This is a genomic window from Candidatus Polarisedimenticolia bacterium, assembly GCA_036001465.1.
Lineage (GTDB): Bacteria > Acidobacteriota > Polarisedimenticolia > Gp22-AA2 > Gp22-AA2 > Gp22-AA3.
The window spans coordinates 26679-43207 of the sequence record DASYUH010000020.1 but is presented as its reverse complement, the minus strand read 5'-3'; the positions used below and the strand labels follow the sequence as shown (position 1 = coordinate 43207).

Annotated in this window: 18 protein-coding genes; 11 read left to right on the top strand and 7 right to left on the bottom strand. The window is 70.1% G+C overall.

All coding sequences use genetic code 11. From position 1 onward, the window contains the following. From VGV60_04470 to fae, 3 genes are all read right to left on the bottom strand, one after another. Window positions 1–146 (bottom strand): DUF4149 domain-containing protein (locus VGV60_04470; protein ID HEV8700511.1); only part of this gene is annotated, 146 nt, incomplete at its 3' end. 13 nt (window positions 147–159) lie between these two features. Then, complete coding sequence (locus tag VGV60_04465; GenBank protein HEV8700510.1) at window positions 160–516, bottom strand: 4a-hydroxytetrahydrobiopterin dehydratase; 357 nt, start codon at window positions 514–516, stop codon at window positions 160–162. Between the two features lie 21 nt (window positions 517–537). After that, window positions 538–1092, bottom strand: coding sequence for a formaldehyde-activating enzyme (gene fae, locus VGV60_04460; protein HEV8700509.1), 555 nt, complete (start codon window positions 1090–1092; stop codon window positions 538–540). 148 nt (window positions 1093–1240) lie between these two features. On the opposite strand from fae, the gene VGV60_04455 reads away from it, so the two are divergent. Further along, on the top strand, window positions 1241–2260 hold the full coding sequence (locus VGV60_04455; protein HEV8700508.1) for a homoserine dehydrogenase: 1020 nt from the start codon (window positions 1241–1243) through the stop codon (window positions 2258–2260). 13 nt (window positions 2261–2273) lie between these two features. Here VGV60_04455 and VGV60_04450 read toward each other — a convergent pair whose 3' ends face one another. Next, window positions 2274–4013, bottom strand: a complete 1740-nt coding sequence (locus VGV60_04450; GenBank protein HEV8700507.1) for an amidohydrolase — start codon at window positions 4011–4013, stop codon at window positions 2274–2276. A gap of 33 nt (window positions 4014–4046) precedes the next feature. On the opposite strand from VGV60_04450, the gene corA reads away from it, so the two are divergent. Further along, window positions 4047–5021, top strand: coding sequence for a magnesium/cobalt transporter CorA (gene corA / locus VGV60_04445; protein HEV8700506.1), 975 nt, complete (start codon window positions 4047–4049; stop codon window positions 5019–5021). An 8-nt stretch (window positions 5022–5029) separates the two neighbouring features. Here the strand turns inward: corA and VGV60_04440 are convergent, their stop codons facing one another. Then, a complete protein-coding gene (locus tag VGV60_04440; protein HEV8700505.1) occupies window positions 5030–5335 on the bottom strand; it encodes a hypothetical protein in 306 nt (101 codons plus the stop codon). 43 nt (window positions 5336–5378) lie between these two features. Between VGV60_04440 and VGV60_04435 the strand changes: the two genes are divergently transcribed. The 9 genes from VGV60_04435 (at window position 5379) to VGV60_04395 (ending at window position 14919) form a co-directional block, all read left to right on the top strand. Further along, window positions 5379–6977, top strand: coding sequence for a VWA domain-containing protein (locus VGV60_04435; GenBank protein HEV8700504.1), 1599 nt, complete (start codon window positions 5379–5381; stop codon window positions 6975–6977). 41 nt (window positions 6978–7018) lie between these two features. Then, complete coding sequence (locus VGV60_04430) at window positions 7019–8605, top strand: aldehyde dehydrogenase family protein (protein HEV8700503.1); 1587 nt, start codon at window positions 7019–7021, stop codon at window positions 8603–8605. A 20-nt stretch (window positions 8606–8625) separates the two neighbouring features. After that, complete coding sequence (locus VGV60_04425; GenBank protein ID HEV8700502.1) at window positions 8626–9168, top strand: macro domain-containing protein; 543 nt, start codon at window positions 8626–8628, stop codon at window positions 9166–9168. Between the two features lie 67 nt (window positions 9169–9235). Beyond that, window positions 9236–9913, top strand: a complete 678-nt coding sequence (locus VGV60_04420) for a sigma-70 family RNA polymerase sigma factor (GenBank protein HEV8700501.1) — start codon at window positions 9236–9238, stop codon at window positions 9911–9913. Then, complete coding sequence (locus VGV60_04415; protein ID HEV8700500.1) at window positions 9913–10812, top strand: HEAT repeat domain-containing protein; 900 nt, start codon at window positions 9913–9915, stop codon at window positions 10810–10812. The genes VGV60_04420 and VGV60_04415 overlap by 1 nt, the downstream gene beginning before the upstream one ends. Next, window positions 10809–12014 (top strand): hypothetical protein, encoded by a 1206-nt coding sequence (locus VGV60_04410; protein HEV8700499.1) that lies wholly within the window; start codon window positions 10809–10811, stop codon window positions 12012–12014. Before VGV60_04415 ends, VGV60_04410 begins: the two co-directional genes overlap by 4 nt. A 17-nt stretch (window positions 12015–12031) precedes the next feature. Next, the gene (locus VGV60_04405) at window positions 12032–13075 is read left to right on the top strand and encodes a PDZ domain-containing protein (GenBank protein ID HEV8700498.1); all 1044 of its coding nucleotides are present in this window, start codon (window positions 12032–12034) and stop codon (window positions 13073–13075) included. A gap of 132 nt (window positions 13076–13207) precedes the next feature. Further along, window positions 13208–14119: an ABC transporter ATP-binding protein gene (locus VGV60_04400; GenBank protein ID HEV8700497.1), complete on the top strand. Its 912-nt coding sequence runs from the start codon at window positions 13208–13210 to the stop codon at window positions 14117–14119. Then, window positions 14116–14919, top strand: coding sequence for an ABC transporter permease (locus tag VGV60_04395; protein HEV8700496.1), 804 nt, complete (start codon window positions 14116–14118; stop codon window positions 14917–14919). The genes VGV60_04400 and VGV60_04395 overlap by 4 nt, the downstream gene beginning before the upstream one ends. A gap of 27 nt (window positions 14920–14946) precedes the next feature. Here the strand turns inward: VGV60_04395 and VGV60_04390 are convergent, their stop codons facing one another. Beyond that, window positions 14947–15651, bottom strand: coding sequence for a hypothetical protein (locus VGV60_04390; GenBank protein ID HEV8700495.1), 705 nt, complete (start codon window positions 15649–15651; stop codon window positions 14947–14949). Between the two features lie 65 nt (window positions 15652–15716). Then, the gene (locus VGV60_04385) at window positions 15717–16523 is read right to left on the bottom strand and encodes a hypothetical protein (GenBank protein ID HEV8700494.1); all 807 of its coding nucleotides are present in this window, start codon (window positions 16521–16523) and stop codon (window positions 15717–15719) included. Between the last annotated feature and the right edge of the window lie 6 nt (window positions 16524–16529).

The window sequence follows — 16529 nt, the reverse complement described above, 5'->3', positions numbered from 1 at the left end:
GGGAAGATCGCCGACACCGCCCGGCCGGCCATGTCGCGCGGCAGGGCGCCGAACAGGGTCGGCGCGGTGAAGAACGAGAAGAAGACGACGCTGCCGACCCAGATCCCGAGGGCGAGGAGGTGCGCCGTTCGCAGGAGCGCGCTCACGCGGCGGGGGCGCCTACTTGCCGTGGGTGAACTTGTTCGGGGTTCCTTCCATCGCCGAGCCGGCGGGCGGCCGCCAGAGGGCGAGCGTCTCGATCTCCTTCGCCAGGGCGAAGTCCCTCTCGGTGATCCCGCCGGAGGCGTGCGTCTTCAGCTTGACCCAGACCTTGCCCCAGGTGACCTCCAGGTCGGGATGGTGGTAGGCCGCCTCGCTGAGGAAGCCGATGGCGTTGACCAGCATCAGTGTGGTCGGCCAGCCGTCGGTTGAGTACTTGCGGCGGAGCCAGCCATCCTGCAGCTTCCATCCCGGCAGCTCCTTCTCCAGGCGCGCCGACACGACGTCGTCCGGCAGGACGGCGGGTTTTTCGGGCATGCGTCACCTCCCGTTGCGGCGTTACTCGAGGACCCACTTCTTCTTGTCGCGGTTGAAGTACATGTGCCGCGGCATGGAGCGGTCCTCCTTGAGCAGGTCCTGCGCCGAGGGCTTCCCCTTCAGCGCCTTCTCGATCGCCTCCTTCATGGCCGTGCGGTTGTTGCGGTAGAGCTCGTTGAAGTCGGCGTCCTTCATGTCCGACAGGCGCGGATCGACCCACACCATGGCGATGATGCACAGGTTCTCGGTCTTGTTCTTCGGGATGATGCCCGCCTGCACGGCGTCCAGCACTCCGTCCGCGATGCCGGCCTGGACCGGCCCGCCGTAGACCATCACGTCGGCCATCTTCTTCAGCTGGACCTTCGGCACCATGATGGTGGCCGGCTTGACCATCTTCCCGCCGTCCACCAGGCAGAAGAAGCGCGAGAATCCGGCGCTCTGCCCCATCAGCGTGGCGAAGGCCTGTCCCACCGGGCCGTCCTGCTCGCCGATCGCGATCTCCGGCTCGGTCCAGAGCCAGTCTTCGCTGCCTGCACCCATCGCCTCGCCGAAGCGGATCCTGATCCGATCAGGCATGCACGTCCCTCCGTGAACATGTGTTGAATGCGCGCTACGCCGGAAACGGCGCCATCCTACCCCAGCCGGGGGAGACCTGTCACCCGGTGCGACCACGCCGCGAAACAGGCGGGGCCGCGCTCCGTCCGAGCGGTTATCATGCGTGACCATGGAGAGCCGCCACTTCCGTCTCGGGTTCGCCGGGTTTGGTAACGTCGGTCAGGCGCTGGCGCGTCTCATGCTGGCGCGCCGGGAGGAGCTCGCACGGCGCTGCGGGCTGACCTTCGAGGTCACGCTCCTGGCGAGCGCGCGCCGGGGCGCCTGGGTCGAACCCTCCGGCATCAGCCTCGAGAGGGCGCTGCGCGACGGCTGGTCGCAGGCCCTCCGGCTGCCGGAGGCGATCGCGTCGGCGCCGATCGATTTGCTGTTCGAGGCGACGCCGCTCAATCCTCACTCCGGAGAGCCTGCGCTGTCGCACGTGCGCGCCGCCCTGGGCCGCGGGGTGTCGGTGGTCACCGCCAACAAGGGGCCGGTGGCGTTCGGGGCGCACGAGCTGTTCGCCGCGGCGCTGGCGAAAGGCGCCGGGTTCCGTTTCGAGTCGGCAGTGGCCGATTGCATGCCGGTGTTCAACCTGTTCGAGGCGTCGGTGCCGGTGGGCAGGCTCCTGGGCTTCCGGGGTGTCCTGAACTCGACCAGCAACCACGTCCTGCAGGCCATCGCCCGCGGCGAGCCGGCCGAGGCGGCGGTGCGCGAGATGCAGAGGCGGGGCTTCGCGGAGGCCGATCCATCGCACGATCTCGACGGCTGGGACCAGGCGGTGAAGGCGGTGATCGTGGCCAACGTCCTGATGGGCCGCGATCTGCGGCCGGCTGATGTCGAGCGCACACCGCTCTCCGACGTCGACCCCGGCTGGGCACGGGATCAGGCGCGCGCCGGGCGGGCCGTGCGGCTGTTGGCCGAGGCCGCGGCGGACGGCCCCGCGCGCGTGCGCGCGGCCGGCCTGGAGGCGGGAGATTTCCTGGCGTCGCTCCGGGGGTTCTCGCTGGGGCTGACGCTCGACACCGAGCTGGCGGGCACCATCAACATCGGCAGCGTCGAGTCCGGCGTCGAGCAGACCGCCTACGGGATGCTCGCCGATCTGGTGGCCATCCGCCGGGGCAGGTTGTTGATCCCGCCGCCGCAGGCCTGAGCCTCGGGGAGGCTCACGGTGCCGGCGCGCGATACACCTCGCGGCCGTTGAAGACCGTCAGGATGACCCGGCTCTTGTGGATGTCAGCGGCCGGAACCTTGAACAGGTCCGGCGAGAAGAGCGCCAGGTCCGCCAGCTTCCCTTCCTTGATCGATCCCTTCGCGTCCTCCTCGAACGATCCGTAGGCCCCGTTCAGCGTGTACGCGGCGATCGCCTCGTCCAGCGTGACGCGCTGCGCCGGGACCCAGCCCCCCGCGGGCGTCCCGTCGGTGTTCTGTCGCAGCACGGCGTTGTGGATGCCGATCAGCGGATCGATCGTCACGACCGGCCAGTCGCTCCCGAACACCAGGCGGCCGCCGGCCCGGGCGATGGCGTTCCAGGCGAAGGCGCGCTCGACCCTCTCGGGGCCGATGTTGGCGGCCCAAACCGAGAGCAGGTTCGGCTCGGGGTAGGCGTGGTACGGCTGCATGCTGACGATGATCCCGAGCGCGCCGAAGCGGGGGATGTCGGCGGCGTCGATCGTCTCGATGTGCTCCAGGCGGTGCCGGCGGTCCCGGCCGGGGCGGGCGCGCATCGCGTTCTCCAGGGCGTCGAGCGACATGCGCACGCCGCGGTCGCCGATGGCGTGGATGTAGATCTGGAAGCCCTTCGCGTCCATCCGATCGACCATCGTCTCGAGCCTGGCGGGATCGTAGCGCGCGGCGCCCCGGGTCGACGGATCGTTCGAGTAGGGGGCCAGCATCGCCGCGGTGTTCGACTCGATCACCCCGTCGGCGAAGAACTTGACGGTGCCGGCGCGCACGAAGTGATCCTGGTGCGCCTGCCGCGCCGCCTCGATCGTCGCGACCAGGGAGTCGGTCAGCTCCTCGGGGGTGTCGGGCATGGTGAACGCCGTGGAGGTCCGCACCGTGATGAGCCCCTCCCGCTGCAGCTCGGCGTACAGGTCGATCTCGTCCTGGCCGCCGCTGCAGTTCTGCACGCTGGTGACGCCGAGGCTGTTGGCCCGCCGCATTCCCTGAACCAGCGCGGCCTTCTTCTTCTCGTGCGACGGCTTCGGGACGACCCGCTCGACGAGGGAGGTCGCCCCCTCCTTGAGCGTGCCGGTCGGAGCACCGGACTTCGGGTCCTTGACGATCTCCCCCTGGCTTTTTTCGAGCTGCGGTGTCGTCGCGGTGATGCCGGCGGCCTTCAGCGCGGCGCTGTTGCACCACGCCGAATGGCCGTCGTACGAGTACAGGAACACGGGACGGACCGCCTCGGCGGCGTCGAGCTCGCCGCGCTTCGGAAACCTCCCGGGGAAGCTGGAATACAGCCACCCGGTCCCCAGGATCCACGGCTCGTCCGGATGTCCGGCCGCGAACTGCCTGACCTTCTCCTGGATCTCGGGCAGGGTCGTGGCCCCCGTCAGGTCGACCTGGTCCAGGCCGAGAGAGCCGTCCAGGAAATGGGTGTGGGAGTCGTTGATCCCGGGGAGGACGACGCCGCCCGTGGCGTCGTACTCGCGGGTGTTCGGGCCCTTCAGGGTCCGGACCTCCGCCTCGGTCCCCACCTTGACGATGCGATCGCCTCTGACCGCCACCGCCTCGGCCCAGGGGCGACCCGGCTCGACGGTGAACACGCGACCGCCGACGATCAGGAGATCGGCGGGCGCTTCCGGCGGCGCGCCGGCGCAGGCGGCCAGGGCGGTCGCGATGAGCGCGGCCGCCGCCGCGCCGACCGCGGCGGGAGCCTGGGCGATCGCGCGTGCTATCATCCGCCGCGCCAGACCGTGTGACGGAGGGGCGCCATGCTCACGATCGTCGCCTGCAGCGCCGAAGGGAAGCTGGACGAGGCGGTGACGAAGGAGCGGCTGCCCGATCTCCTCAAGACCGCCGGCACCACGATCTGGGTGGACCTGAGCGGTCCGATCGGCGACGAGGCCGGCTTCCTGACGTCCACGTTTCATGTCCACCCCCTGGCCATCGAAGACTGCGAGGCCCGCCGGCACCATCCCAAGATCGACGATTACGGCTCGCACCTGTTCATCCTGTCCCACGGCGTCCACCCGGAGAGCTCGGCGCGCGAATTCAAGAGCCGGCAGCTGGCGGCGTTCCTGGGTCCGAACTTCCTGGTCACCTGCCATCGCGACGCCTCGCGAAGCATCCAGGCGACCCTGGAAGGCGTCCGCCGCAACCCCCGCCTGATGGCCGAAGGGCCCGGCATGGTCCTCTACCGGGTGCTCGACTACCAGGTCGACCTGTACCTGCCTCTGATGGAGACCCTCCAGAAGCGGATCGACGAGATCGAGAAGGAGTGCCTCGCCGCCTCCACGTCCGCCATCCTGCAGGACGTCTTCGATCTGCGCAAGGCCCTCGTGCGGCTGCGCCGCTTCTCCGGCCACCAGAGGGAGATCTTGCTGCGCCTGAGCCGTCGCGAGTTTCCCCTGATCGACGACAAGACCGCCGTCTACCTGCGCGACGTCTTCGATCACCTGGTCCGGATCACCGACCTGGCCGATTCGTACCGCGAGCTGGTGGCGGGAGCGCTCGAGGCGCACCTGTCGATCGTCTCCAACCGGACCAACGAGATCATGCGGGTCCTGACGGTCATCACCACGCTGTTCATCCCGCTGACCTTCATCGCCGGGATCTACGGCATGAACTTCGACATGCCGGAGTTTCACTGGAAGTTCGGCCACCTGTTCGCCTACGTCCTGATGGCCGTGGTGGGGGCCGGGATGTATTTCGTGTTCCGCCGGCGCGGCATCTTCAAGAGCCGCTGACGCCTCGATCAGGGCCGGCGGCCGCGTGCGGCCCGGCGGCGGGCGCGGCCCGGCTTGCGGGAGCCTCCACGTGCCGGTGGCCTCTGCTCCGACCCGGCCCGCGCCACGACGAGGCTCCCCAGCATCCTCCGGGCCTCCTCCGGACCGAGGCGCCCGATCTGCAGCTCGTGCAGCACCACCGCCTTGTAGATTTCGAAGACCCCGCGCCTCAGCGCCTTCCCGAGGATGTCCGCCTCGTCCGCCTGGAGCCTGAGGCACACGAACGCCAGCTCCTCGCTCAGGGGCCGCCGCCCGACCTGTTCAGGAATTCTCATGGGCCCACCTTATCATCGGACAGGTTCGGGTGGAGAATACATCATGCGGCGCGCCATCCCCATCCTGCTGGCAGCGATCGCCGGCTTCCCGCCCACGATACCTGGCTTCGCGGCGGAATCGGCCGCGCCGGCCGTCCCGTCCTTCCGCGAATACGTCCGGGTCCAGGAGCGGCCGTACCTGCGAGTCGGCCTGACCGTCACCGTGATCGACCGGCAGGGGCGCCCGGTGCGCGGGCTGACCCGGGACGATTTCAAGATCCTGGAGGACGGCGTCCCGATGGAGCTGGCCGATTTCGGCCCCGAAGGGGAGCGGCGGGATCGCCCGCTGTCGGTCGCCGTGCTCCTCGACCTGTCCCAGAGCATGTCGGGGCAGGTGAAGCGGGTGCGCGAGGCGGCGCAGGCGCTTCTCGCCGGCCTGCGGCCGAAGGACGAGATCATGGTGGCCCGGTTCAACGACCAGCTCACCGTTCTCCAGAAGTTCACCTCCGACCCCGGCGATCCCTCGAAGACCCTGGGCCGGATCGGCAAGGCCTGGGGCGGGACCGCTCTGTTCCGCTCGATCGAGGAGACCCTGAAAGATCTCAGAGAGCGGCCGGGCCGCAAGGTGATCCTGGTCGTGAGCGACGGTCTCGACGTCGACATAAGCCGCAGCGGCTCGGTCAACCAGTCGCTCTACCTGCAGGACCTCCTGCGCCTCTGCTTCCGATCGCAGACGGTGGTGTACGGCATCCGCCCGGGCATGAGCGCCACCTCCTGGCTGCCGTTCGAGGGGTTCGTCGAAGAGACCGGCGGGCGGCTCCTCTATACCGGCGGCGACCTGGCGGGGCTGTTCGCGCGCCTGGGAGAGGAGTTCCTCAGCCAGTACTACCTGGCGTACGACATCGACCCGCGTCAGGCCGAGAAGCGCCGGCGACGCGTCCGCGTCGAGGTGGGGCGGCCGGACGTGCGGGTGAAGACGGTGCGCGGGTTCTCGGCCCGGCGGGACCACGTGGAGGCGCTCCTGCGCGACCTCGTCGACGACGAGGCGCAGGTGCGCGCCGACGCCGTCTTCGACCTGGGGTTCGTCCCGGTCGAGCGATCCCTTCAGGCGGTCCTGGGCGCGGCCGCGGACCGGGATGAGCGGGTCCGGCGTCTCGCGGCCGTCTCCCTGGGGCGGCTCGGGGATGAGGCGGCCCTCGGTCCCCTGATCGAGCGGCTGGGGGATCCGGTCCCCGAGGTGCGCGCCGCCGCGTCCGGTGCCCTCGCGCAGTTCCGCGAGCGCGCGGTTCCGGGGCTGGTGGGGGAGGCGGCGCGGCTCCTGGCCGGTCGGCCGCCCGCCGTGGTCCAGCTCGTGGAGACGGTGCGCCTCCTGGGGAGCATCGGCGACGACCGGGCGCTCGATCCTCTGGCGGCGGTACTGCGCGACGGCCCCGCCGAAGCGCGCCTGCCGGCGGCGGAGGCGCTGGGGGAGCTTGGCCTGGCGACGGGCATCCCGGCCCTGCGCGCGGCGCTTCAGGATCCTGTCTCCGGCGTGCGGCTCGCGGCGGCTCGATCGGTCGTGGCCATCGCCGGCCAGACGGCGCGCCAGGTGATCCAGGCGTACGTCGACGCCGAGACCGACCCCGGCACGAAGGAGGCCGCCCGATCCCTCCTGGTGCCCTGATGCGCTACAATCTCGCCCAACCGGTGAGGAGGTATCCGACGATGGCTGACACGAAAGCGGCCGGCCCCAGGGTGACCTACGCCACCCTCGCGGCGGGCCAGACCCCCGAGTTCAACAAGGCGTACGACGAGGCGGTCGAGCGGGTCAAGGCGACCCTGGGGAAGACCCACGGCCACTTCATCGGAGCCAAGGAGATCCCCTCCAAGGAGACGTTCGCCGACACGAGCCCGAGCGACACCCGCGTGGTCCTGGGGCACTTCGCGTCCGGCACCCGCGCCGACGCGCAGACGGCGATCGTCGCGGCGCGCAAGGCCTACGAGAGCGTCTGGAGGGACCTGCCGTGGCGCGAGCGGGTCGAGCTCATCCGCAAGGCGGCGGCCGTCATCGAGAAACGACGCTTCGACATCGCCGCCCTGATGGGCATGGAGGTCGGCAAGAACCGCCTGGAGGCGATGGGGGACGCGCAGGAGACCGTCGACCTGATGACCTACTACTGCGACCAGGTCGAGCGGCACCAGGGGTTCGAGCTTCCCATGGAGCGGTTGTCGGAGAAGGAGGACAACCGGGACGTCCTGCGGCCGTACGGCGTCTGGGTCATCATCTCGCCGTTCAATTTCCCCATGGCCCTCTCGGGCGGGCCGAGCGCGGGCGCCCTTCTGGGAGGCAACACGGTGGTCTTCAAGCCGGCGAGCGATACGCCCCTGACCGGGCTGGCGCTGGCCGAGTGCTACCGCGAGGCGGGCCTGCCGACGGGGGTGTTCAACTTCGTCACCGGACCCGGAGGAAGCGTGGGGGAGGAGCTGGTCACCAACCGCGACGTGGACGGCATCCTGTTCACCGGCTCGCGCGAGGTCGGCTTCGAGACCTACCGCAAGTTCGCGCGCGCCTACCCCAAGCCGTGCATCGCCGAGATGGGCGGCAAGAACCCGGCGATCGTCTGCGCCTCGGCCGACCTCGACGCGGCAAGCGACGGCGTCCTGAAATCCGCCTTCGGCCTGCAGGGGCAGAAATGCAGCGCCTGCTCGCGCATCTACGTGCACAAGTCGGTGGCCAAGGCGTTCACCGAGATGCTGGTGGAGAAGACGAAGACGATCGCCATCGGGGATCCGGTGAAGAAGGAGAACTGGCTCGGGCCGGTGATCAACGGGGCGGCCCGCGACAAGTACCTGAAGTTCGTCGAGATGGGCCGGCAGGACGGCCGGATCCTGGCCGGCGGCGAGACGCTCCGGGGCGAGCCGTACGACCACGGCTTCTTCGTCCGGCCGACGATCATCGGCGGCCTGCCCAAGGACCACCGGCTCGTGCACGATGAGATGTTCCTGCCGATCACCTGCCTGTGGGAGTTCGGCACGCTCGACGAGGCGCTCGAACTGTCGAACCGGAGCGACTACGGTCTCACCGCCGGACTGTTCTCGACCGACGACAAGGAGATCAGGAAGTTCCTGGATCGCATCGAGGCGGGCGTGGTCTACGTCAACCGCCGCGCCGGGGCCACGACCGGCGCGTGGCCCGGCATCAACCCGTTCGGGGGCTGGAAGGGGAGCGGCTCGTCGGGCAAGTCCTCGGGCGGACCGTACTACGTCGCCCAGTTCATGCGCGAGCAGAGCCGGACGCTGATCCGCGGGTAAGAGCCGATCCGGGCAAGAGCATGACGGAGACGATCATCGGCAGGACGAGGCTCGTCCTGGTCCAGGGGGACCTCACTCTCCAGGATACGGATGCCATCGTCAACGCGGCCAATCCGGGGCTCCTCGTTGGTGGCGGCGTGGACGGGGCCATCCACCGTGCCGGTGGTCCCGGGATTCTCGAGGAGTGCCGGGCCATCGTCGCCCGCATCGGTTCCTGCCCGCCCGGGCAGGCGGTCGTCACGGGAGCCGGGCGCCTACGGGCGCGCCACGTCATCCATGCCGTGGGCCCCGTCTGGCAGGGCGGGGACCGGGGTGAGGACGGGCTCCTCCGCGACGTCTACCGCAACAGCCTCGACCTCGCCCTGTCCGTGGGCGCCCGGAGCCTCGCTTTTCCCTGCATCTCGACCGGCGCGTACAGGTTTCCCCCCGATCGCGCCGCCCGGATCGCGTTGGATGCGGTCCGGGCGTTCGCCCTGGAGCACGGCGCGCCCGACGAGGTGCGTTTCGTCACCTACGGTCCCGGCAATCATCGGATCTACGCCGGTCTGCTCGACGCTCCTTGATCCTTGCTCACGAACCCCCGCACCCCGCGTCTAACAGGAATGCAGGCCGGAGACGGGTATCGAGGCCGTGCCGCCATCTGACGAGGACGCACTCATCGAGAGGGCCCGCGAGGGCAGCCCGGCGGCGTTCGACGAGCTGGTGCGCCGCTACGACCGACTCGTCCTGCGCCTGGCGCTCGGCATCGTGAAGTCGGAGGAAGACGCCCGTGACATCTACCAGGAGACGTTCCTCAAGGCGTGGAAGGGGATCCGCCGATTCCGGAACGAGTGCTCGTTCGGAACCTGGATCTTCCGCATCGCCACGAACCTCTGCCTGGATCACGCCCGCCGTCGCGGGACGGCGCGCGACGAGCCTCTGGAGGATGCCGGGGGGGACACCGGGGGCCCCGGCCCGGCCGTTCGGGTCGTCGACCGGAGCGTCGAGGGGAATCCGGTGAAGGCCGTGGAAGCGGGAGAGCTGCGCCGTTTGATCGGAACAGCCCTGGCCGACCTGCCGCCGCGGGAGCGGCTGGTGTTCGGGTTGCGCCACGGGGAGGGGCTTCGCCTCGGCGCCATCGCGGCGATTCTCGAAACCTCGGAAGAGACGGCCCGCAACTGCCTCTACCGCGCCCATCAGAGGCTGCGCGCGGCGCTGCGGCATGTGCACGGCGGAGCGGGCGCTGCGGCCCCCCCGCGCATGACGGAGAAGGTGACCCGGGGCGCCCCGCTGAGGGACACGCCGGGAACCCTGGGAGGGACGGAGTGATGGACTGCGAAGCGTACCGAAAGGCGATCGTCCTGATGCTCTGCGAGGAGCTTCAGGACCATGAAAGGGCGGCACTCAAGGCGCACCTCCGGGAATGCTTCGACTGCCAGGCGTCATTCGCGGACGCACGGCGCATCCACCAGCTCGTGGAGAGCGCTCCGGCGGTCGAACCCTCCGCGGATCTCCTGGAGGCGTGCCGGCGGGACCTGCGTGCGGCCATAGGCCCGGGGCCCGGCGGGCGGACCGCGCCGGCCCGCCCGTGGTTGCGGCTGTGGCCTGCGTGGGCCTTCTCGCTTCTGGCGGCCGGGTTCGCGGCCGGAAGGCTGTCCCCGGGGGCCGGAGGGCCGGGATCGGCCGTCGACGCGAGGGCGCCGGAGGCCGGGACGACGATTGCCAATGTCGACTTCCGCGACAGCGATCCGCGCAGCGAGAGAATCAGCCTGACGTACGACACGCTGAGGCGGACCGCCCTCGAAGGGACCGCGGGCGACCCGCGCATCCGCCAGGTCCTCCTGGAGACGGTGCGGCAGAACCGGAACGCCGGGCTGCGTCTCGAGGCGATCGAGGCGCTGCGCCGGCACGCCGACGATCCGGAGGTGCGACGAGCGCTCCTGGGGACCGTCCGGGAGGATGAGAATCCAGGCGCCCGCCTGAAGGCGCTCGAGGCGCTGCAGGGTCGTGCCGCCGGCGACCCGGAGGTTCGCGGCGCCATCGTGCAGGCCCTCCTGCGCGACACCAACCCCGGCATGCGGGTGCGCGCCATCGACGCCCTGAAGGACGCGCGCGGTCCCGAGACTCTGGCGGTGCTGAAGCGCCTGGCCGACGGCGATCCGAACGACTACGTGCGGCTGCGCTCCGCCGCCCTGGTGAACGACATGCCGGCGCAGGATATTCGATGACACGGAGGCTCGTTCTCGTCGCCGTTCTGGCCCTCGTGCCGGCTGCGCCCCCCGGCGCCCAGGAGGCGCGCTATTACCGCGAGGGGCGGTTCCTGGTGCACGAGATCACCGGCCTCCTCCGCGACCCGGCGCCGCGCGTCCGGGTCGAGACCGACCTGGGATCCGTCAGCGCCGTCGGCGCCGCCACCCCCGAGCTGCGCTATCGCATCCGGGTCCGGGCGCGGGGCGCCGATGACGCCGCCACGCGGAGGCTCCTCGACGACCTGCAGGTGAGCGCCGCCGTGAACGGGGATCGGCTCCTGTTCCTGGGACAGGCGGTGGCGCCGGGCGCGGGGCGCGATCTGATCGCCGAATTCGAGATCGAGCTGCCCGGTCAGGTGAAGGAGTTCGAGGTCGCCACAGGCGCCGGAGACGTGCGGGCGCGCGGCCTGCCCGGCCGCGCGGAGCTTCAGACCCGCGGCGGGAACATCACGGTCGACCGCCTCGGCGGGCCGCTGCGCGCCGAGACGCGTGGCGGAAACATCGAGGTCGGCGCCGCCGGGGGGACGGCCCGGCTAATCACCGCCGGGGGCAGCGTCCGCCTCGAGTCGGCGGCCGGGGAGGTCGTGGCGCAGACCTCGGGCGGCGACGTGTTCATCGGCCGCGCGGGGACGCAGGTGCGCGCCGAATCGGGGGGCGGCAACGTGACCGTCGAGTCGGCCGGCGGCGACGTCTCGGCGCAGACCCGGGGCGGAAGCATCGGCATCGGAGACGTGCGCGGCGAGGTGATCGCGGTGACGGCCGGCGGCAGCATCCGGGTGGCTTCGGCCCGCGGCGGGGTGCGCTGCGAGAGCGGCGCCGGACCGATCTTCCTCAAGGTCTTCGACGGGCCGATCCGGGCGGTCACCTCGGCCGGCAACATCCAGGCGGAGATTCTCCCGGCCGGCCGGACGCTGTTCGATTCCGACATCCAGACCTGGCAGGGGGACGTCCTGCTGACGCTTCCGGAGTCGTCGCGGGTGGCGATCCGGGCCATCGTCGACAACTCGAAGGGCCGGCGGATCCAGAGCGAGTTTCCGCTGCGCGCCTACCGGGAGGCCGAAGACGCGGGGCGGCCCGTGGAAATCGCCGAAGGCGCCCTCGGCGGGGGGGGCGCGCTCATCAAGATACGCACGCTCGACGGCAACATCGTGATTCAGAAAGCCAGCAAGTCGCAACCTTGAAACGGGAGGATCTCTCCATGTCGAAAGCACTCGCAGCCGCAACGGGACTTCTGATCGTCGGTGCGGCCGCGGCCGCTCTGGCCGCCCGCCCCGCCCCCGAGACCCCGTCGCCGCCGGCCGATGCCCCGACCCCGAGGCCCGGCCGGGCTCCGCATGCTCCCCACGACCGCATGCTCTTCTTCTCCTCCGGCGGGTCGTGGCTGGGGGTCAGCATCGCCGACGTCACGGCCGAGAGGGTGAAGGAGCTGGGCCTCAAGGAGGAGACCGGTGTCGAGATCAAGGGGGTCATGCCCGGAAGCCCCGCCGAGGAGGCCGGCCTGGAGAAGGAGGACGTCATCCTGGAATACCAGGGGGACCGGGTCGAGGGGGCCGCGCAGCTCACGCGTCTCGTTCGCGAGACGCCGCCAGGAAGGACCGTGACGCTGGGCATCTCCCGCGGCGGGGCGAGCCGCAGCGTGAAGGTCAAGGTCACCGAGCACGAGGGTTCCGGGCACAAGAGAATCGTCACCAAGCGGATCGAGATTCCGAGCATCGACATCCCGCCCATCGAGATCCCCGAGATCGACCTGCCGGAGATCCCGCTGCTCGAGGGGATCCCGTCGTCGTTCCGGCTGGGCGTCTCCGTGGAGGACCTCACCGGGCAGCTCGGGGAGTATTTCGGCGTGAAGGACGGCGAGGGGGTCCTGGTGAGGTCCGTCAAGAAGGGGAGCCCGGCCGACGCCGGCGGCCTGCGCGCCGGGGACGTCATCGTCAAGGTGGACGGCGAAAAGGTCGCGGACTCGTCCGATCTGCGCAGCGCCATGCGCGAGCGGCGCGGCAGGACGTTCCCGCTGGGGGTCGTGCGCGACCGGCGCGAGACGAGCCTCACGGTCACCCTGCCGAAGCGGGAAGAGCCGGCCGAGGAGATCGAGGAGGGGGACGAGGAGTCCTCCCGCAATCTCCTGTTCGAAAAGCGCATCGAGGAAGGCGTCCGGCGGAAGCTGGAAAGCGCCAGAGCCAGGCTGGAGGCCGCCCACGCCCGGATCGAGGCGGCGCGCCTCCGGGCGGACGAATCCATCTAAGAGATCCCTCCACTCCCCCCCCCCAACTCTCCGTACGGGCAGTCGGCAGCCCGGCGCCCCGCAAGGGGCGCCGGGAATCCGTCCCGCACCGGTCGCTTGCCCATGGCCGGGCACCTCTCCTAATCTAGGGCCATGCCCTCCGTGATCGAGGCGCGAGGCCTCACGAAGACCTTTGGCGCGCTGGTGGCGGTGAACGACATCGGCTTCGCCATCCAGACCGGCGAGTGCTACGGGTTTCTCGGGCCGAACGGCGCCGGCAAGACGACGACCGTCAAGATGATTCACTGCTCGATCCCGATCACCTCGGGGGATCTGTCGGTCTTCGGGATGGGCGTGCGGTCGTCCCCCCGGGCCATCAAGGCCCGCATCGGCGTCTGCCAGCAGGAGGACAACCTCGACCCCGACTTCTCGGTGCGGAAGAACCTGACGGTGTTCGCGCGGTACTTCGGCATTCCGGCCGCGCCGGCGGCGGAACGGGTCAAGGAGCTCCTGGAGTTCATGGGGCTGTGGGAGAGGCGCGACGCGCGCATCCGCGAGCTCTCGGGCGGCCTGAAGAGGCGCCTGGCGATCGCCCGGGCCCTGGTCAACGATCCGGATCTTCTGATCCTGGATGAGCCGACGACCGGCCTCGATCCGCAGTCGAGGCACCAGGTCTGGGACCGGGTCCGCACCCTGCGCCGGCAGGGGAAGACCATCCTTCTGACCACGCACTACATGGACGAGGCGCAATCGCTGTGCGATCGCCTGGTGATCATGGACCACGGCCGCATCCTGGTCGAGGGGCCGCCGGCCGACCTGGTCCGCAGCCGCGTCGGCAAGGAGGTCGTGGAGGTTGAGGGCTTCCCGCCCGGGCTGCCGGGGTTCGCGCGCGACAGGGGCTGGTCGTTCGAGGCCGACTCCGATCGGCTGTGGATCTACACCGACTCGGGCGAGGCGGTGTTCGCGGCGATCGCGCGGCTGTACCCCTCGGAGCGCTGCACCGTGCGCATGGCGGGACTCGAGGACCTGTTCCTGAAGCTGACCGGCAGGGAGCTGCGCGAATGAGCCTGGCGGGGGTCTCCGGGCTGGTCAGGAACGTGAGCCTGCGGTCCGTGCGCGTCTGGCAGCGCAACCGGGACGTCTATTTCGTCACCTGGAAGACGAACCTGTTCCCGCCGCTGGCCGAGCCGATCCTCTATCTGCTGGCCTTCGGAGCCGGGATCGGCGCGCTGGTCAAGGAGGTGGAATACCGGGGCGAGATGGTCGGCTACACCGCCTTCATCGCTCCGGGCCTCCTGGCGACGCAGGTCATGTTCCAGGCGTTCTTCGAGACGACCTACAACACCTTCGTGAGAATGCACTACCAGCGGACGTTCGACGCCATCATCACGACGCCGCTGTCGCTCGAAGACGTCATGGCGGGGGAGCTCCTGTGGGCGACCACCAAGGGGACGATCTCGTGCGCCGTGATGATGGTGGCCGTCAGCTTCTTCGGGCTGCTGCACTATCCGCACGCCCTTCTCATCGTGCCGTTCTCGCTCCTGGCGGGTCTCCTCTTCGCGGCGCTCGGGCTGTGCTTCACGGGGATCGTGCCGGCGATCGACTCGTTCAACTTCCCCACCTTCCTGTTCATCATGCCGATGTTCCTGTTCTCCGGGACGTTCTTCCCCCTGGACGTCCTGCCGGTCTGGGCGCAGCGCCTCGCCTGGCTGCTCCCCTTGACGCACGTCGCCAACGTCATCCGGGAGCTGGGGCTCGGGCGGGTGCCTCGCGATCTCGGCTGGGACCTGCTCTACCTGGCGGTGATGACCGTCCCCCTGTGCCTGCTCGGTCTTCACCTGATGCGGCGGCGCCTGGTGAAGTAAGGGTCGGGGCCGCCCCGATCGCGCCGTTCAGATGAAAATCGCGCCCGCGACGGAAAGCAGGTCCGTGGCCCGCTCCGGCGCGACGCCGCGGAGCCATTCTCCGAACCCGGGGGCGGCGGCCCCTTCCGCGGCCAGGAGATCGAGGTAGACGACGGCCGGGCGCAGGCCGGCGCTCTTCTTCGCCAGGCGCCCGAAGCGCGAGGGGCCCTCGCGCCGTGCCGCCAGCCGGCGCGTGCGGGTCACCCTCCGGACCAGCGCGGGGTCGCCCGAGAGGATGGCCGTGAGGGCCGCGGCGGCGCTCTCGTTCCAGTCCCGCGGGAGCCTTCCGGCGATCCCGAGGTGCTGCACCAGGAGGCCGTCCGTCGGACGCTGCGGGAGGTTCATCGACCAGGAGGACAGCGGGATGAGGCTGGAAAAGCTGGACCGTTCGGGAACGATCACGGCGGCCCCCTCGAGAAGCGCCAGCGCCGCCGCCACCGCCGCCGCGTGGACGCCGGATCCCGGCTCCGCCAGGAGGGCCGCGGCCTCGGCCGCCAGCCGGGCGCTCTCGGGGGCGGGCGATTCGAACGGCTCGTGGCGCCCCCGCGCCGGCAGGGCATCCCCTTCGAGGAGGGCCGGCGGCAGGATGACGCGGGCGTAGGACTGCCGGACGGCGACCCAGTCGATGGCGTCCCGGGACACCGGGCGCCCCGGATCGCCGAACAGGACGCGGACGCTCGTCGGAGGCGGCATCGCCGCCATCCTACACGAGCGGGTCCCGGCAGCAGGCTTCTAGCCGCGGACGGTCTCTCCGGGCTTCAGAACTTCAGGCCGATCCCGGCGTAGGGGCCCTTGAAGGTGTTCTCGATCGAGCCGAAGTCCTCATCGACCGCGTCGAAGCGGTAATTCCGGTATCCCGCGAAGAAACCGAGGACGTGGGCAATGTACATTTCGACCTGAAGCCGCGTGTCGAGGACGTTCACACGGGTGCCGCTGACGTTCACCTTGAGTCCATTCGCCTCGGCCCGGATGTGGAAGCCGGGCATCGGCTTGATGGTGACCGCGGCGGCGAGGGTCGGGTAGGGGACCTTCTCGTCGAACTCGGTGCGGCCGCTGACCGAGCCGTCCATCACCATGTTGATCTGCGCCTGGTTCAGGCCGAACCCGACACCGACGTCGACGATCTTCAGATCGGCCAGCGTGAACCGCAGCTGGGCCTGCAGGAGCTTCAGGTTGAGGCGGCTGTCGACGTCCTCGGTCGCGACGTAGGGGGTGTCGTCGAAGAAGAACGACTGGGTCAGCGTCTTGCTCCCTTCCCGGGAGGAGTCGAGATAGTCGAAGAGCAAGCGGGTCTTGCCCAGCTTGAACCACACGCGCCCCATCTTCGAGCTGTCGCTCTTCTCGAGGTCGATGGTGTCCTGGAAGTCGAACGTGGTCCCGGTGAACAGGTCGCCGTCGACCGAGGCCTGCCCGTCCTGGTTGTTGCGCCAGATGCTTCCTTCCACGCCCACCCAGTCCCCCAGGGCCCGGGCGGGGGTCGGCGCCGCGAAGGCCAGGACGAGCGCCAGCGGTAGACAGGTCAAAATGGGCGTGAACGGCCTGGATGTCCTGGGCTCTGAGTTCATGGATCT

Excerpts from the sequence above, each read along its gene's own strand:
- VGV60_04450 (HEV8700507.1), bottom strand. The coding sequence starts at position 4,013 with ATGATAGCACGCGCGATCGCCCAGGCTCCCGCCGCGGTCGGCGCGGCG.
- VGV60_04395 (HEV8700496.1), top strand. The coding sequence starts at position 14,116 with ATGAGCCTGGCGGGGGTCTCCGGGCTGGTCAGGAACGTGAGCCTGCGG.
- VGV60_04415 (HEV8700500.1), top strand. The coding sequence starts at position 9,913 with ATGGACTGCGAAGCGTACCGAAAGGCGATCGTCCTGATGCTCTGCGAG.
- VGV60_04440 (HEV8700505.1), bottom strand. The coding sequence starts at position 5,335 with ATGAGAATTCCTGAACAGGTCGGGCGGCGGCCCCTGAGCGAGGAGCTG.
- VGV60_04390 (HEV8700495.1), bottom strand. The coding sequence starts at position 15,651 with ATGCCGCCTCCGACGAGCGTCCGCGTCCTGTTCGGCGATCCGGGGCGC.
- VGV60_04435 (HEV8700504.1), top strand. The coding sequence starts at position 5,379 with ATGCGGCGCGCCATCCCCATCCTGCTGGCAGCGATCGCCGGCTTCCCG.
- VGV60_04410 (HEV8700499.1), top strand. The coding sequence starts at position 10,809 with ATGACACGGAGGCTCGTTCTCGTCGCCGTTCTGGCCCTCGTGCCGGCT.
- fae (HEV8700509.1), bottom strand. The coding sequence starts at position 1,092 with ATGCCTGATCGGATCAGGATCCGCTTCGGCGAGGCGATGGGTGCAGGC.
- VGV60_04455 (HEV8700508.1), top strand. The coding sequence starts at position 1,241 with ATGGAGAGCCGCCACTTCCGTCTCGGGTTCGCCGGGTTTGGTAACGTC.
- VGV60_04405 (HEV8700498.1), top strand. The coding sequence starts at position 12,032 with ATGTCGAAAGCACTCGCAGCCGCAACGGGACTTCTGATCGTCGGTGCG.
- corA (HEV8700506.1), top strand. The coding sequence starts at position 4,047 with ATGCTCACGATCGTCGCCTGCAGCGCCGAAGGGAAGCTGGACGAGGCG.
- VGV60_04465 (HEV8700510.1), bottom strand. The coding sequence starts at position 516 with ATGCCCGAAAAACCCGCCGTCCTGCCGGACGACGTCGTGTCGGCGCGC.
- VGV60_04425 (HEV8700502.1), top strand. The coding sequence starts at position 8,626 with ATGACGGAGACGATCATCGGCAGGACGAGGCTCGTCCTGGTCCAGGGG.
- VGV60_04385 (HEV8700494.1), bottom strand. The coding sequence starts at position 16,523 with ATGAACTCAGAGCCCAGGACATCCAGGCCGTTCACGCCCATTTTGACC.
- VGV60_04400 (HEV8700497.1), top strand. The coding sequence starts at position 13,208 with ATGCCCTCCGTGATCGAGGCGCGAGGCCTCACGAAGACCTTTGGCGCG.
- VGV60_04430 (HEV8700503.1), top strand. The coding sequence starts at position 7,019 with ATGGCTGACACGAAAGCGGCCGGCCCCAGGGTGACCTACGCCACCCTC.